General features: G+C 44.6%; 11 protein-coding genes and 1 riboswitch. Of the genes, 6 read left to right on the forward strand and 5 right to left on the reverse strand.

Annotated elements, in window-relative coordinates:
- Positions 1-159: 159 nt before the first annotated feature.
- From mukB to cmoM, 4 genes are read right to left on the reverse strand one after another with little or no spacing between them, the layout of a single operon-like run.
- The gene (gene mukB / locus ONE56_RS08620) at positions 160-4623 is read right to left on the reverse strand and encodes a chromosome partition protein MukB (RefSeq protein ID WP_423840504.1); all 4464 of its coding nucleotides are present in this window, start codon (positions 4621-4623) and stop codon (positions 160-162) included.
- A 2-nt stretch (positions 4624-4625) separates the two neighbouring features.
- The gene (gene mukE, locus ONE56_RS08625) at positions 4626-5357 is read right to left on the reverse strand and encodes a chromosome partition protein MukE (RefSeq protein WP_423839671.1); all 732 of its coding nucleotides are present in this window, start codon (positions 5355-5357) and stop codon (positions 4626-4628) included.
- Complete coding sequence (mukF, locus tag ONE56_RS08630; RefSeq protein ID WP_041154856.1) at positions 5338-6675, reverse strand: chromosome partition protein MukF; 1338 nt, start codon at positions 6673-6675, stop codon at positions 5338-5340. The genes mukE and mukF overlap by 20 nt, the downstream gene beginning before the upstream one ends.
- Before the next feature lie 2 nt (positions 6676-6677).
- Entirely contained in the window at positions 6678-7469 is a 792-nt protein-coding gene (cmoM, locus tag ONE56_RS08635) for a tRNA uridine 5-oxyacetic acid(34) methyltransferase CmoM (RefSeq protein WP_041154934.1), read from the reverse strand.
- A 114-nt stretch (positions 7470-7583) separates the two neighbouring features.
- Between cmoM and elyC the strand changes: the two genes are divergently transcribed.
- Complete coding sequence (gene elyC, locus ONE56_RS08640; RefSeq protein ID WP_041154857.1) at positions 7584-8384, forward strand: envelope biogenesis factor ElyC; 801 nt, start codon at positions 7584-7586, stop codon at positions 8382-8384.
- Positions 8385-8491: 107 nt separating this feature from the next.
- On the opposite strand, the gene torR is transcribed toward elyC, so the two are convergent.
- Positions 8492-9208, reverse strand: a complete 717-nt coding sequence (gene torR / locus ONE56_RS08645; RefSeq protein WP_041154858.1) for a two-component system response regulator TorR — start codon at positions 9206-9208, stop codon at positions 8492-8494.
- A 264-nt stretch (positions 9209-9472) separates the two neighbouring features.
- Between torR and torD the strand changes: the two genes are divergently transcribed.
- From torD to ONE56_RS08670, 5 genes are all read left to right on the forward strand, one after another.
- Positions 9473-10120 carry a molecular chaperone TorD gene (gene torD, locus ONE56_RS08650; protein WP_423839672.1) on the forward strand — a complete coding sequence of 216 codons (648 nt, stop codon included), beginning with the start codon at positions 9473-9475 and terminating at the stop codon, positions 10118-10120.
- Positions 10121-10495: 375 nt separating this feature from the next.
- Positions 10496-11500 carry an HTH-type transcriptional repressor PurR gene (gene purR, locus ONE56_RS08655; protein ID WP_041154860.1) on the forward strand — a complete coding sequence of 335 codons (1005 nt, stop codon included), beginning with the start codon at positions 10496-10498 and terminating at the stop codon, positions 11498-11500.
- Between the two features lie 278 nt (positions 11501-11778).
- Positions 11779-11868, forward strand: a riboswitch (cyclic di-GMP riboswitch).
- Positions 11869-11984: 116 nt separating this feature from the next.
- Positions 11985-12575, forward strand: coding sequence for a TfoX/Sxy family DNA transformation protein (locus tag ONE56_RS08660; RefSeq protein ID WP_423839673.1), 591 nt, complete (start codon positions 11985-11987; stop codon positions 12573-12575).
- Positions 12576-12685: 110 nt separating this feature from the next.
- Positions 12686-13378 (forward strand): TVP38/TMEM64 family protein, encoded by a 693-nt coding sequence (locus ONE56_RS08665; protein WP_331437385.1) that lies wholly within the window; start codon positions 12686-12688, stop codon positions 13376-13378.
- The gene (locus tag ONE56_RS08670) at positions 13378-13701 is read left to right on the forward strand and encodes a putative signal transducing protein (RefSeq protein WP_041154863.1); all 324 of its coding nucleotides are present in this window, start codon (positions 13378-13380) and stop codon (positions 13699-13701) included. Before ONE56_RS08665 ends, ONE56_RS08670 begins: the two co-directional genes overlap by 1 nt.
- Positions 13702-13850: the final 149 nt, after the last annotated feature.

Below are 13850 nucleotides of genomic sequence, written 5' to 3' on the forward strand. Positions count from 1 at the left end.
ATCTACAACTTTGCCATCTACAACTTCGTAACCTCCAAGGTAGAATCACACTACTCTTGGTGGGAAACACCTATTCATCGGGAAACTCGTCAGTATCAAACAAAAATGCCCGCTGAAGCTAGCGGGCATTTTTATATCAGGTTTTAGAATCTGTTTAGCCTAGGATTCAAGTTCTTCAACTAATTCCTGAGCTTCGCTTTTTGGTTTTTCACTCTGACCAAAACCACGTAAACCAACGACATGTACGTGTTCGTGATCTTTAAACACTTTACGTACCAGTTTATAGGTTGTGCCTTTCTCTGGACTGATGTTTTCCGGTGCCGCGATTAGAAGCTGCATATCCAGACGATCACAGAGCTCAAATAGCGTCGAGATAGATTTCGCATCAAGACGCGCGGCTTCATCGAGGAACAACAAGCGACATGGGATAATGTCTTTACTGCGTAGTCGACGTGATTCTTCTTCCCAGCTTTGTACCACCATCAATAGAATCGACTGACCTGTACCAATCGCTTCACCCGTTGACAGCGCGCCGGACTCGGCTTGCAACCAACCGTCGGTACCACGATTTACTTCCACACTCAACTCTAGGTAGTTACGGTAATCCAGCAATTCTTCCCCGAGAACCTGAGGAGAACGCTGTCCCATATCAATGTGCGGGTTTACACGTTGGAAGAGCTTCGCCATCGCTTCAGAGAAGGTGTAACGTGGCGATTCAAACAAGTCTTTATGCTGCTCTTGCTGAGAAGCCAAACCATTTAGCAGCACTTCATGACTCTCACGAATCTTGACGTTTAGACGAACGCCCTTCACCTGACCAAACGAGATATTAGATAACCCTTGGTTGAGCATGCGGATACGATTCTGCTCACGCTGAATGGTTTTGTTGATGATACTTGCCACAGATTCAGAACTGATAGCCAGACGATTTTCACGTTGGGTCAGTTCTTCAGTCAGACGTGCCAGTTCCACTTCCATCTCTTCAATCGCTTCGACCGGATCATCGGTGCGGATGATGTCCTGACGAATACGCTCACGAAGGTGCTGGTAGACAGCAATATAGAACAGGACTTTGCGCTCTGGTCTCGCATTGTCTTCCGATAAACGTAACGCATCGCGCAAATCATCGTTGTTGGCGACCGCTAAACGTAGCGCACCTAATGACTTATCCGACATTGAACGCAACTCGTCTGCAGACAGGTAAGCTAATTCGCGCTTGTGTAGGCGGCGTTCTACATCGTTTTCGCGCGCGAGTCGAAGCACCGAGCACCACCCTGCTTTGGCTGCAACCACGAAGGTACGCAGTTCGGCATATTCTTTCTGAACTTTCTTAAGGCGCTTCGCTAAAGCTTTCATTTCAAGCTCTGTCGAGGTAATCGTGCGCTCGTGTTCACTCTTACGACTACGCGAAGTATGGAGGCGTTCTTGCAATTCGTCTCGACGACGCATTGCTCGCTCTTCTGCGCCTTCATCCGCGTTCACACCAAATTCTTGCAGCTCTTGCTTGAACTCCTGAACCGTTTCCAGTTTCGCTTGGTGAGAACTTTTCAGCGAGGCCAGTACTTGGTTGTACTGGTTCATCTGCCCCTGCGCCTGTTTCATTTCTTCACGAGATCGCGTGCGTACTTGTTCTGCTTGAACCAACTTCGCTTTTAGCTGTTCGCTCAGTTCGCTGCTCTTGTTCAGCAGATCAACAGAATCTGAGTAGGCAAAGTAGTGACGACGTTCTACCAAGTCCGACAAAGCAAAAATCTGCTTTTTGAGATTTTGCAATTGCTCATCGGCCGCTTTGTACTCGGCTTCTAACACATCAAATTGCTCTGGATCTGCATCCAGTGCTGAAACGATATTTTCAAGTTCAGCAACCGCTTTGGAGTGCTGATTAAGGAAGGCTTTTGCTTCGGAAAGTTGTCCGATTCTCTCTTCTAATTCATCAAAACGGACCTGAAGCGTCTCGTCTTCAATTAACACCATTGTCGACGCTAGCTTATCAAGCGATGACAATGCTTGCTTGCTGGTTTGAAGCTGCGAACGTTGCTGTTGTTCTTTCGCTTCCAAATCAGCGAGTACGCGAGTCACTTGGCTACGCTTATCTCGTAAATTCGCCAAGGCTTGTTCTGGATCCGGTTCGAATGCGACTTGGATGTGGTTAGCTACAAAGTGGTTAAATGCTTGATATAAGCGTTGCATTTTTTGTGCGTCAAATGCAGCTTTCGCATGCTGCTCGACCACTTCTTCGCGTTCATTACGCAAAAGCTCTAGACGCTGTTCGCGTGCTGCACGACCGAACAGCGGAATTTCTGGTAAACGTGAGTAGCGCATCTGACGATCGTTCATACGAACGCAGACTGCGCCTTCTAATTCTTCCGCATCGAATGAGCTATCATCAAAAGCATCAATATCACCTTCAATGATGTACAAATCTTCCGGACAGTCATCCAGTTCAACCAACTTCTCTTCGATGTCCGTCAGATCAGAGACGACGATCGCGTGACGTGAAGGACCATACATGGCACTGAAGTAAGGCGCGTCATCAATCGTAATGTCATCGTAGATTTCAGAGAGCAGTACACCGCCTAACGTATCAGCGAGACCTTTCAAGCGAGGGTCATTAGAACCACCAGGAGAGGCCAAGCGCTCAATTTCACTGTCGAGCTGATTACGTCGCTGGGAAAGCTGCTCCTTTTCGATCGACAAGGTCTTTTCTTGCTCAAGCGCGACTTGCATTTGATCCATGACCGACTGACGATCATTCAGCTCGGCACCACTTTGTTCACGTAGTTTTTCTAGTGCATCGTTAGCGGCAATCCACGTTGGCGCAATCGCTTCCAGCTTTTTGATTTCTGAGCTGGCATCTTGCTCGAAACGGCGCTGCTCACCACGTTGTTCACGCAACTCTTCTTGCGCGATTTCAAGTGAATCTAACAGCATCACATGACGTTCACGTTCCTGTTCAAACGTGATCTCATCAGTTAACTCAACGTGGAATTGCTTTTGGTATGCAGTGACTAACTCACGAGCTTGACGCTGCTGATTTAAGCTGCGTTCGAGATCACGATGCTGAGCACGCCACTGCTGCTCATTTTGAGCAATTTGCTGCGACTCCCGCGCTTTCTTGATGACCTGTCTCGCTTGTGAAGCCGCGTCTTTTCGCTCGATTTGACCGACAATGCTTTGTACCAGTTTCAGTGCGGTTTCAAATTGCTCGGCCGCGGCTGACGACATGTCCAATTTGTGCTTGACTGACAATAGCGCGTTGGTGCTGTTCGATTCTTTACTTTTCAGTTCAGAAACCAGCGCTTGTGCAGATTCTGAAGTTAGGGTGTCGTCATCAAGTAACTGCTTGGCTTTTTCAAGTGCCTGAACCGCTTGTTGATACTGAAGTGCTCGGGTTTGCTGTACGTCCAGCGCTTGTTGGTAATCCGCAAGTTGAGTCTTGAGACTATCAACTTCTTCTTCAGAGACCGTCGCTTGCTCTTCCGCCATCATGACGCGTTCTTGCGCTTCTTCCACTACCATCATTTGCTCTTCAAGACGCTCGTTAAGCTCTTCAAGATCTTCTTGGTAACGTTCAATTTTCTCTTGCTGACGCAGCGCGTTTTGCACTAGCTGTAAATGGTCCGAAGCCGCTTGGTAGTCTTGCTCTAATGCCGTCTCAGATTCGACCAAAAGCTCAAGTTCTTCTTGCACGCGGTTAAGCAAATTATTTTGCTCAATCAGTGTTTCACGCGAGCCAAATAGTTCAGAACGCAGAGAAAGTGTTTGCTCCAACTTATTACGACGATCATTCGCATGACGCATGTAGTCCGCTGCCACATAGTTGGTTGACTCTGTAATTAAGTGCTTAAATAAATCTCGGTCAGCCTGAGTGGTTTTGATCGCTTCCAACGTCATACGGTTTTCGCGCAGTGCCGATTCCATGTCTTGGAAGGCTTTTTTCACGCCACCGTTTTGCGGTAGAAGGTAGTCACGTAACGAGCGAGTAATCGCACTAGAAATACCACCGTATAGCGAGGCTTCAATCAGACGGTAGAATTTAGAACGATCACCAGAGTTTCGGAGTTTCTTCGGAATGACACCGAATTCAAACATTTGCGCGTGGTAATCGACGATGGATGAGAAGGCTTTAAATTGAACCCCTTCATACTCAGCAACCACATCTTTCACTTCGTTAATCTGGCGCACACGAGCTTGGGTCGCCGACACACTCTCAACAAGTACATCCGTTGGTTTGACATGACTCGGAAGTCCTTGAATGACAAACGGCTTGATGTCTACTTTCTTATCACGACCTGCAACTTGCTGTAGCTTTACCGCAAATAGCAGACGTTGATTACGCGAGTTCACTACGTCTAATGCTGCGTAACAAGCCCCAGGCTGTAGTTTACCGTAAAGACCTTTGTCTCGAGATGATTGGCTACTGCCCGCTTCAGTGGTGTTACGGAAATGCAGCAAAGTTTGGTCCGGGATCAAAGCGGTAATGAATGCCGCCATAGTGGTGGACTTACCCGCACCATTACCACCAGACAAAGTGGTCACCAAACCATCGATATCAAAGGTTCGGGCAAAAAAACCGTTCCAGTTGACCATGGTCAGTGATTGATATTTACCACGTTCAATCATGCTCATGCTTCACCCTCTTCTATCATGTCTTCGTGCCCTTTTTCTTCTTGATCTTGGTCTTCTTCAGATAGCAGGCTACCTTGGCTTGGTTCTTTGGTGTGAACGACGGCTTCGCCATCGCGGATTAGACGCAACTGCGCTTCACGCATGTCATCGCCTACACGAACGTCAGCACCAAAACGAAATACCGCTTCACTGATACTAAATTTACCGGTTTCACCAATATTGATCACCATTCCCAATCGGCGTAAACGGCGCAGAGAGGTGCGGACTTTCTCGAACAGTTTTTCTTTATCAAGGTCAGAACCGGTTGCTCGGTTGGTGACTAACTTCATGAGTTTTTTCTCGTCAGCGAGAGCCAACAACTCTTCATAAAGCTCTTGATTGGTAAAAATACCTTCGTGCGCTAAGCGCTCTGGACTCAGATACAGAAAACACAGTACCTTGCCCACCAACATGTCCAGTTCAGACAGAACACTGCGGCCAATTAAAGACGTCGAACGAGGACGAAGATAAAAGAAACCTTCAGGCGCTTTGACCAACTCGGTGTTGTAACGTTGATAAAAAGAAGAAAGCTCAACTTCAAAGTCCGACAACAACGCATGATTGTCGAGATCTTCGCTTGAGATGTGACGCCCTGCTCGTAGCATGCTGTCTAGTGCTGGGAACAGAGGATTAGAAATTGCTTTTGCCAGTTTGTCTGACATGTATTCATTAGTATCGGTCGATGACATTCGCTTGTACCTTTGCGCCGAATTCGTTGATTGCTTTCCAGTCTGGTTGAATGGCTTGATAATCCGACTCTGAATATCCGAGTCGAACCGCTTGGTCAACGATGATTCGAGCTAAATCAAAGTGATGAGTATGTGGGTGTTGTGCAAGGTAGTCTCGCAACACCACGCTTAAGTCGATAGCGGTGCCTTGTTCTTTGTGCGCTTTTAGCATAGAACCAATACGCTCAGACAACTCATCATTGACTTGTTGAAACTCTTCATATTCCACTTCCATCGGAACTTGGCCGGTCACTTCGTCATCACGGAGCACCAATGCCTCATCACGAAGGTCAGATAATCGCTCGGCATCTGCATAGGTCAGATACCAAGGCATATCAAAGTATTCTTTTACGGACTGACGTAAACGCGAGCTGAAAGCACGGTTTTTATCCATATCAATGGCGGTACGAATAAACTTGTGTACGTGCCTATCGTAGCCAATCCAGAGATCGATGGCTTGCTGCCCCCAACTGGTGATTCGGTCAAGCTTCATTTGCAAACCAAACAGTGCTTCTTCGATGAATTCCAATTCCGGCTCACCATAAACAAGCTCTTGAATATCTAAGATTTGCGTTTGAAGCTCATCACTGGCCGCTTGCAGCGTATCTTGAAGCTCTCTTAACGTACTGGACGTTTCCGACAGCAAAGCTTCACAGTTATTGATCGCTTCACGCCAGTCTTTGTTCAACAGTTCAGCAATCTGTTGCTTCACTGACTGTTGTTGTTCGTCCATGACACGTTGGTTAAGATCAATTTGATCGAAAATTTCGCCTACAGAATACTTGAGCACTCCGTACACGTTTTTCTTCCAGTGGCCCGGTGTACCACCTTTTTGTGCGGCCTCAATCGCTTTTTCCATTTCATCTGCCACCATTGACAACTGAATGGAAAGACGCAATTTAGAGAACTCACGGTGGCGAACGTAGTAATCGGTAATGCCCATCGCAAGAGGCGACAAGCGATAGATGCTCGCACCATCGGTAATTTCACTGACAAAACGGCTGATAAGGCGCTGCTTAACCATCTCGTTGATGGCATTGTTAGCCCGAAACGCGGAAGCTTCGCCCGTATCATCAAAAAGCCGAGTGACGATGGCGAACGCATCATGCAATTCACCTTCACCCAATTCTTCGTCAAACCTTTCATTACTCAATACCGCAATGGCGATCAAAAACGCCAAGCGTTCTGTGGTCAGGTTCAACGAGAAATCTTGCTGCTTAACCCAGCCAACCAGTTCGTCTATTGGTTGCTCTGCAGCATCGAGAGTCATCTCACTCATTGTTATTCCTGTTTATCATTCTTCTTGGCCCACACATGAATGTAGCGGCCCAATGAGAGGTATGGCTCTTGTCGACAAAGTTGTTTTTCTAGCGCCAACACATCTTCAAACTGGTAGTCTCCCATGTATTGCATATTTCCTATGTAATCACTAAAGGATCGAATACCAGACTTGCCACAAATACGAAAACCCGCGTCTTCAATCCACTGATAGACGTCTTCTGGCTTCAAGCCTTTTTGTGGTTGTAGTTTAAATCTTTTTCGGTGAGGCATGCCGTCTAAAATGTGAGGAATGTTGCCACAAACCACGTTTTTGTAGACTAAACCATGATGGTTATAGAACATCACCGATGCAATGCCCCCGGGTTTAACTTGTTCCAACACTTTATCCAGTGCAGTTTTTGGTTCAACCAACCACTCCATCACCGCGTGGAACATAACAAGATCCACCGGCTTTTCCATATGTTCGTTAATGGACTGAACCGGTGAATGAATCAATCGATACTGCTCAAGCAAACCGTTTTTTTCAATCTCCTGTTTGGCTAGTTGCAGCATTTCCGAAGATAGATCACATAACGCGACTTGATGTCCGAGCTTAGCAAGCTTTTGCGACAATTGGGCCAATCCTCCACCAGCGTCAAGTACGCTTAGGGGTTGCTGGTCGGCGCCTAATTCACTTAGAATCGTTAGAAAATCTTCCCACACAATGATTTGACGGATCTCTCCTTTGTCGGAGCCGTATATATTTTTTGCAAATTTGTGGGCGATATCGTCGAAATTGCGGTCTTCTGTCACTTCTGCTGAGTTATCATAACGGATTGTGCCGCTATTCTGGCACAAGGAAAGCAGGAATAAAGAGGGATATCCTCATTTTTATTATCAATTGATGTTTTTTCGGACTATTTATGTATGTTTGAGCTGAAAAAAGTAATGTCCGCCTTGCTGATGCCCCTACCGGCACTGCTATTGATAGGTTTATTCGGACTTGCTCTCATTAGTTTTACCCGTAAACGTAAAACGGGTTGTTTCGTTGTTTTATTCTCTTTTGTTGGTCTCTTCTTAGTTGCGTTTCAACCCGTTTCAACTAGCCTACTAATGCCATTAGAACGTCAACACAAAGCGTTTTTACCCGTATCTGACTCCGTTGATTACGTCATGGTTTTAGGTAATGGCCATGTGGTCGATGACGAGATTCCACCGACCTCCCAATTAAGTCGAGCAGCATTGATGCGCCTTACCGAGGGCATACGTATTTTGCGCATGTACCCAGGTGCCAAGCTTATTTTGTCTGGTTATGCGGGTGGTTCAGAAGTCAGCCACGCACGTATGATGGCCAACGTCGCGCTAGCACTTGGTGTCGCAAAATCGGACATTATTTTATTAGAGGATGCGAAAGACACCTGGGAAGAAGCAAGACAAGCAGCAGCATTTGTACAGCAAAAAGGCATTGTGTTGGTCACATCAGCAAGCCATATGAGCCGCGCTTTATATGAGTTCAACGCAGCAGGCATTAAACCCTTCCCTGCGCCAACCAACTTCTTAGCGACAGATGAAATTAATCAAGCATGGGATAAATACGCGCCAAAAGCCCGTTATTTAGAGCAAACCGAAATATTTTGGCATGAGTTTTTAGGCAGTATATGGCAACGACTGCGTGATACCGTTGGACAAACTCCGATGGTCGATCCAGAGCCATCAACCACCAATTAAAGCATGGTTAAAACGGTAAAAAATAAAAAAGGAGAGCAAGGTTGCTCTCCTTTTTTATTTTATTAGATTTGTCTAGATTTTGGTTTGAACGAAATGGAACGCAAAAACTAGTCGCCTGCGAACATATACCCCTCACCATGAACCGTAACAAAAATTTGTGGGTTCTTAGGATCAAACTCCATTTTTGCGCGCATGCGTCGAATAAGTACATCAATGGTGCGGTCGTTTGGCGCATCAACACGATGGCTGATCATGTTTAATATACGCTCTCGACTCAACACCTGATTTGGGTAAGAAGACAACGCTACCAACAACTCATACTCGGCTTTGGTCAGTTTAACGGGCTCATCATTGCGACTTAAAGCTCGACGCTGAATATCAAACGTCCACTCCCCAAAACGAACGATATGCTGTTCGTCTTTCGCGTTTGCCGTCTTGTTCGATCCTTGTCGAGCCGTTGAAATCCGCCACAGCAGGTTTTTGACTCGAACTAATAACTCTCTTAATTCAAAAGGCTTTGTTACGTAATCGTCAGCCCCCATTTCTAGGCCAACGATTTTATCTATGCTATCCGTGCGTCCTGTTACTAATATAATGCCAATATCTGATTGACTGCGTAACTCCCGGGTCAACATTAATCCATCTTCTCCCGGTAAGTTGATATCCAACATAATAAGATCGACACCATCATTTGATTGAAGCACTTCACGCATTTGTGCGCCACTCTCTGCTTCGCTGACGGTGTAGCCTTCATGTTGAAAGTAACCCACTAGTTTACTGCGGGTTACGACATCATCTTCTACGACTAATACGTGATAGCTCATTTACACCACTTTCTGTTGTGATTTACCGGATCGTATTCTATTCATAATCATTAACATTTCTAGTCATTGTTCGCCAAAAAAGCAAGATTTAACGTTTTTCTTGATTCAAAACAATCTAACGAACACCTATTAACAACTGCATATATTTCAGCATAAATCGTCACAAACATAGTTACTGCTATTCATTTTAATTGATTACACTTATACCCATAACCTCAAACGAATTTATGATGCTCAAGAGAGTGCATTAGCAGGAGCCAAATCATGCAAGAACTTAAGGCTTTCAACGAAAAACGCGCTGAAATTTACTGGTGGTTTTCCAGTCTGTTTGCCAAAGAGTTGACAGAGAAAGAACTAGAGGCGTATCACAGCGTGGAGATAAGAGGCTTTCTATCTGGTTTGGGCGAGAACCCAGCCCTGAAGCCCGCAGTCGATACATTGACTGATGCTCTGAATCGGTTGCAAGTGCGTCACGATGCTCAGTTGGAGCTAGCCGCAGATTTCTGTGAGCTGTTTTTGAAAACACACAAGCACGGTGCACTTCCCTACGCTTCTATGTACATCGGTAGCTCTGGATTACTTAATGATAAACCAGCAGAAGAGATGGAAAGATTAATGGCAGAATTTGGCGTACAGGTGGATGCTAGCTTAAATGAACCCGCAGATCACTTGGCCGTAGAGCTCGACTTTTTAGGCAACATGATCATTCGTTCCAACGAGTTTGAACAAGAAAAGCACATGGAAGAAGCTTTCCTAAAACAAAATGACTTTATTCAAAACCAGTTGATGACATGGCTACCCCAATTCGGTAAAAAGTGCTACCAGCTTGATGAGTTCGGCTTTTATTCCAGTGTGACTCAGTTGCTCATTGCATTTTGTAAACTGGACAGTGGTTATCTGATTGGAGAATAATTATAGCTAATCGTTGTTCTCTGCAAAATTGTGACTTCAAATACACTAAACTGTTGTCTAAAGCATTGCCTGACTGGTGACATCGGGATAAAATGTGAGCGCAAACGATTACATATATTATTTACATGCAAACCGCTCATTTCAGCGGTTTTTGTGTTTTTTGGTTCAATGACTTTCCGTAAATGAAAACAGACAAGGATCATTGAACTCCGCTACTAAAAGCCTTTACCAATAATAGAATAACCAATAATCAACGCGATCTACTCGCTCGTGGTGCGTATTTATTACATGCAATAAAGTGAATGCAAGCACTTTCGCGCAGCCGGTTTTCTCCACTAAGGTATAATCATAGTAGCTCGATACAGGACACTATTTATGGCCACTATAAAAGACGTCGCTCGCTTAGCCGGCGTTTCAACCACTACAGTTTCGCACGTTATCAATAAAACGCGCTTTGTTGCAGAAGCAACTCAAGAAAAAGTCATGAAAGCGGTTGATGAGTTAAATTATGCCCCTAGTGCGGTAGCTCGTAGCTTAAAATGTAATTCAACCAGAACCATCGGTATGTTGGTGACTCAGTCAACCAACTTATTCTTCTCTGAAGTCATTGATGGTGTTGAGAGTTACTGTTACCGACAAGGTTATACTCTGATTTTATGTAACACAGGTGGCATATACGAAAAACAACGTGACTATATTCGTATGTTGGCAGAAAAGCGTGTTGATGGCATCTTGGTTATGTGCTCCGATTTAACCGAAGAGCTAAAAGAGATGCTTGACCGTCATGCTGATATTCCAAAGGTGGTCATGGATTGGGGGCCAGAGAGCTCTCAAGCAGATAAAATCATGGATAACTCAGAGGAAGGTGGTTACATAGCAACTAAGTACCTAATCGATAATGGTCATACTGATATTGCGTGTTTAAGTGGTCACTTTGAAAAACTGGCTTGTAAGGAACGTATTCTAGGTTTCCGTCGTGCTATGGCTGAAGCTGATCTCCCTGTAAACGAGGATTGGATTCTAGAAGGTAACTTTGAATGTGACACTGCCGTATTGGTTGCCGATCAGATCACCGCTATGAAAAAGCGTCCAACAGCGGTCTTTTGCTTCAACGATACAATGGCACTTGGTTTAATGAGCCGATTACAACAAAATGGCATTTCAGTGCCAGATGATATTTCTGTTGTGGGCTATGACAATATTGAGCTGGCAGAGTATTTCTCACCACCACTTACAACCATTCACCAGCCTAAGCGCCGTGTTGGTAAAAATGCGTTCGAAATTCTGCTTGAGCGAATTAAAGATAAAGAGCATGAGAAGCGAATTTTTGAAATGCAGCCTGAGCTGGTCATCCGCAATACGGTTAAAAAACTCAACTGAGTAAAATAGTCTAACAAATAAGCACCTGCGCAAGGTGCTTATTTTTTTCTTAAAAATAACATTTATTAAACCCCCATCTAACTTTTCACAAAACCTCACAAAATAACTCTTTGTTTTATTGTCACTTAATGCAATAAAAGCGTTCTCTTGTTGTGTTAATTGACCACATCAGATAATAAGAATCATAATGCATAATTACGCATTATTTACTGAACGAACATCACACTTTATGAGCTGAAATGTGATATTGATTCAATATCCACAGTATTCTGAAAATGTCACGCACAGGGCAAACCATTTGAAAGAATGGGACGCAAAGCTTCCGGCCTGAACCCTATTTTTTAGTGGAAGGTAGCGGGGTTGCCGATGGCAAATATGCATATAATGAGTTTACCCTTTAATGACATTGTTACTACATGCATTTGCTAATCTCTCGGACCTGATTTTTGGTGGCGTAATATGAATTACACCGAGATAAGACATCATGGATAAACCAATACTCAAAGACTCAATGAAGCTGTTTGAGGCACTTGGCACGATCAAATCGCGCTCAATGTTTGGCGGCTTCGGGCTGTTCGCAGATGAGACTATGTTTGCTCTAGTAGTGAACAATCAGCTTCATATACGAGCAGACCAGCAGTCCTGTTCTCAGTTCGAGAAACAAGGACTAAAACCGTACGTATATAAAAAGCGTGGCTTTCCCGTTGTTACTAAATACTATGCTATTTCTAATGATTTATGGGAATCTCGTGAACGTTTATTGGACGTTGCGCAACAATCTCTTAAATGCGCAAAGTTGGAAAAAGTCGAGCAAGCCAATACCAAACCAACGCGGTTAAAAGACTTACCTAACCTTCGGTTAGCAACAGAGCGAATGTTGAAAAAAGCCGGAATTAAATCCGTAGAACAGCTCGAAGAAGAAGGCGCATTAAACGCATATAAAGCAATCCAAGATACGCACAGCACCTCTGTAAGTATCGAACTACTCTGGGCTTTAGAAGGCGCGATTAATGGTACTCACTGGAGCGTGGTTCCGCAAACTCGTCGGGATGAACTAAAAAGCCAACTTCAGTAACGTCCGTTTTCAAGTATCATCAAACCGCAGTTTTATCTGCGGTTTTTTTTGAAATTTTTTCCTCTCTTAACCTGTCTATAGATTTTGTGATATCTAAGTGGAACTGCATAATGGATAAAAAAAAGATCGTCGGGTTAATCCTTGTTACTGTCATCGTAATCTTAGCGACATACTTTAGCCCCTATTTGACCTTAGAAAATGCCAAAGCCCAGCAAGCCGATTTAAACGCTTATATTGATAAAAACTTCATCTTGGCAGCGGCGGTGTACTTCTTCACCTATATTGTCGTTACTGCTTTATCGATTCCTGGCGCCGCGGTGGTCACCTTACTCGGTGCAGCACTTTTTGGTTTTTGGTCAAGTTTGTTGCTAGTCTCTTTTGCCAGTACGATTGGAGCGACAGTGGCGTTTCTGAGTAGCCGCTATTTGCTGCAAGAGTGGGTACAAAATAAATTCGGCAAAAAACTCGAGGCCATTAACAATGGTGTCAAAAAAGACGGTTCGTTCTATCTGTTGTCGCTGCGTTTGATTCCGGTATTTCCTTTTTTCTTAATCAACCTTTTAATGGGGCTAACGCCGATGTCAGTCGGCCGATTCTACCTGATAAGCCAAATAGGTATGCTACCTGGAACCGCCGTATACCTAAATGCAGGTACCCAATTAGCTCGCATTGAAAGCCTCTCCGATGCCGCGTCGCCCTCCATATTAGCCTCTTTGGCTTTACTTGGGTTGTTTCCTATCATCATTAAGTGGGTAATGATGAGGTTCATGCCCAACATTCAAAGCAAGAGAAATAATACTTAATGAAGATATTTATCGCTAAGAATCCAGCTGAAGCCCATATTGTCTGCGAGTTGCTAAAAGCAGAGCAGGTATGTTGTGAGGTACGTGGAGAGGGGATCTTTGGGTTAAAGGGTGAATTGCCCTTTGGGGAAGACACGGATCCTTATGTTTGGTTGTTGAATCCAGAGCAACACCGCCAGGCAGCGATAATTATTGAAGGCTATGAAAAGCAAACGCAACCAAACGTATTTCCGGATTGGCAATGCCCTCATTGCTTAGAGAACAATGAAGGGCAATTCGGTGCTTGTTGGCGGTGTGGGTATCACATTGATGGAAGGGACTAGGTATTAGGGTCCTAGGTCCTAGGTTCTAGGCCCTAGAAAAAGATTACTGATTACTGATTACTGATTACTGATTACTGATTACTGATTACTGAAATTTATCCCATGCATTCAGCTTGTCAACGTCATGCCAGCGAGCTCAATCGTGACGC

It is taken from the genome of Vibrio mytili (genome assembly GCF_049563345.1).
GTDB classification, from domain to species: Bacteria; Pseudomonadota; Gammaproteobacteria; order Enterobacterales; family Vibrionaceae; genus Vibrio; species Vibrio mytili.

Coding starts and splice junctions, on each gene's coding strand:
- torD (WP_423839672.1), top strand. CDS start 9,473: ATGCAAGAACTTAAGGCTTTCAACGAAAAACGCGCTGAAATTTACTGG.
- mukE (WP_423839671.1), bottom strand. CDS start 5,357: ATGTCATCGACCGATACTAATGAATACATGTCAGACAAACTGGCAAAA.
- ONE56_RS08660 (WP_423839673.1), top strand. CDS start 11,985: ATGGATAAACCAATACTCAAAGACTCAATGAAGCTGTTTGAGGCACTT.
- elyC (WP_041154857.1), top strand. CDS start 7,584: ATGTTTGAGCTGAAAAAAGTAATGTCCGCCTTGCTGATGCCCCTACCG.
- ONE56_RS08665 (WP_331437385.1), top strand. CDS start 12,686: ATGGATAAAAAAAAGATCGTCGGGTTAATCCTTGTTACTGTCATCGTA.
- torR (WP_041154858.1), bottom strand. CDS start 9,208: ATGAGCTATCACGTATTAGTCGTAGAAGATGATGTCGTAACCCGCAGT.
- mukF (WP_041154856.1), bottom strand. CDS start 6,675: ATGAGTGAGATGACTCTCGATGCTGCAGAGCAACCAATAGACGAACTG.
- mukB (WP_423840504.1), bottom strand. CDS start 4,623: ATGATTGAACGTGGTAAATATCAATCACTGACCATGGTCAACTGGAAC.
- purR (WP_041154860.1), top strand. CDS start 10,496: ATGGCCACTATAAAAGACGTCGCTCGCTTAGCCGGCGTTTCAACCACT.
- ONE56_RS08670 (WP_041154863.1), top strand. CDS start 13,378: ATGAAGATATTTATCGCTAAGAATCCAGCTGAAGCCCATATTGTCTGC.